General features: G+C 71.4%; 1 pseudogene. It reads right to left on the bottom strand.

Features of this window, described 5'->3' with window-relative positions:
* A pseudogene (locus tag FRZ03_RS24510) lies at positions 1 to 2371 on the bottom strand (type I polyketide synthase); the annotation flags it as partial.
* Between the last annotated feature and the right edge of the window lie 43 nt (positions 2372 to 2414).

The raw sequence follows: 2414 nt of genomic DNA, 5'->3' as shown, positions 1-2414 counted from the left end.
GGGGGATGTTGTGTTCGGTGGTGGCGACGGCGATCATCGCGCCGCCTTGGGGGAGTGTTTCCATCAGGCGTGCGCGGGTGGTGACGAGGGTGGCGGCGTCTTTGAGTGAGAGCACGCCTGCGATGTGTGCGGCTGTCACTTCGCCGATGGAGTGTCCGGCGACGATGTCGGGTGTGATGCCCCAGGAGGTGATGAGTCGGTAGAGGGCGACTTCCAGGGCGAACAGTGCGGCCTGGGTGTACTTGGTTCGGTCGAGGCGGTTCTGGTCGTTGCCGAGGACGGTTTCGCGGATGTCTCCGCCGAGGGCTGCGCAGACTTCGTCGAAGGCTTCGCGGTACACGGGGAAGGCTTGGTGGAGTTCACGTCCCATGCCGGCTCGTTGGGAGCCCTGGCCGGTGAACAGCACGGCCAGCCGTCCGCGTGTGACGGTGCCCGTGACGACGCCGGGTGCCTTCTCGCCCCGTGCCAGCGCGCCCAGGCCCGCCAGCGCCTCGTCCCGGTCGCGGGCCAGGACCACCGCGCGGTCGGGCAGCGCGGCCCGGCCCAGGGCCAGCGCGGCGCCCAGGGCGGCCAGGTCCAGTTCGGGTCGCTGTCCCAGGTAGGACAGCAGCCGCTGTGCCTGCGCGCGCAGGGCCGTCGCGCCGCGGCCGGACAGCGGCAGGGGTACCGGGACGTCCTTCGGCCAGGTCGATGTCGTATCGACGGGGGCGGGCTCCGCCTGTTCGAGGATGACGTGGGCGTTGGTGCCGCTGACGCCGAATGCGGAGACACCGGCCCTTCTGGGCCGTTCGACCTCGGGCCAGGGCCGCTGTTCCGTCAGCAGTTCCACCGCGCCCGCCGACCAGTCGACCTGAGGTGTGGGGGCGTCCACGTGCAGGGTGCGCGGCAGGATTCCGTGCTGGAGGGCCAGTACCGTCTTGATGACGCCGGCGACGCCCGCGGCGGCCTGGGCGTGTCCGATGTTGGACTTCAAGGACCCGAGCAGCAGCGGGCGTTCGCGGTCCTGGCCGTAGGTGGCCAGGACCGCCTGGGCCTCGATGGGGTCGCCCAGTGCCGTGCCCGTACCGTGCGCCTCCAGCGCGTCCACGTCCCCCGGCGCCAGCCCGGCCTCCGCCAACGCCCGCCGGATCACCCGCTGTTGGGAAGGACCGTTGGGAGCGGTGAGGCCGTTGGAGGCACCGTCCTGGTTGACGGCCGAGCCACGCACCACCGCCAACACCTGGTGGCCGTTGCGCCGGGCGTCCGAGAGCCGTTCCAACGCCAGCACGCCCGCGCCCTCGGCCCATCCCGTGCCGTCGGCAGACGCCGCGAAGGACTTGCAGCGGCCGTCGACCGACATGCCGCGCTGCCGCGAGAAGGCTATGAAGATGCCGGGCGTCGGCATCACCGTGACACCACCGGCCAGTGCGATCGAGCACTCTCCCGCCCGCAGGGCCCGGGCGGCCAGGTGCAGTGCCACGAGAGAGGAGGAGCAGGCGGTGTCCACGGCGACCGACGGGCCCTCGAAGCCGAGCGCGTACGACACCCGGCCCGACAGCACGCTGGCCGAGGCGCCGAGACCGAGCATGCCCTCCAGCTCGGCGGGCACGGGTTCCACGCCAGACCCGTAGTTGTGATAGGTCACGCCGGAGAAGACACCGACGTCCGTGCCCCGCAGGGCAGTGGGGTCCAGACCGGCCCGTTCCAGCGCCTCCCACGACGTCTCCAGCATCAGCCGCTGCTGCGGGTCCACGGCCAGCGCCTCGCGGGGCGAGATGCCGAAGAACCCGGCGTCGAACTCACCCGCGTCGTGCAGGAAGCCGCCCTGCCTGGCGTAGCTGGTGCCGGTGTGGTCCGGGTCGGGGTGGAAGAGGGAGTCCAGGTCCCAGCCTCGGTCCGTCGGGAAGTCACTGATGCCGTCACGGCCGTCGAGTACGAGGTCCCACAGTTCCTCGGGCGTGGTCACGCCACCCGGCAGCCGGCACGCCATGCCGACGATGGCGACCGGCTCGTCCGTCGTCGCCGGGGCGGTCGCCGGCACCGCGGCCGCGGGGGCCGGCAGGTCGTCGACCAGCTCTTCCAGCAGGAAGGCGGCGAGGACCTGTGGTGTCGGGTAGTCGAAGAGGAGGCTGGCCGGCAGGGTGCGGCCGGTGAGGGTGTTGAGACGGTTGCGCAGTTGGACGGCGGTGGCCGAGTCGAAGCCGATCTGGTTGAACACCATGTCCGGTTCGATGGCGTCCGGCGAGGAGAATCCCAGGACGGCCGCGGTCTCCCGGCGGACGGTGGCCAGCAGGATGCGTTCCTGTTCCGGTGTGGACTGTCCGGCGAGGCCGGCGGTGAGAACGCCGGTGTCCGACGGTGGTTCCGCGATGCCCGGCAACTGGTCGGCCACTGAACTGACGGTGTCGGTGGCTGCGGCGCTTCTGAGCCAGTAG

Source organism: Streptomyces misionensis (genome assembly GCF_007896895.1).
GTDB classification, from domain to species: domain Bacteria; phylum Actinomycetota; class Actinomycetes; order Streptomycetales; family Streptomycetaceae; genus Streptomyces; species Streptomyces misionensis_A.
This window is presented reverse-complemented; position numbering and strand designations above follow the sequence as displayed.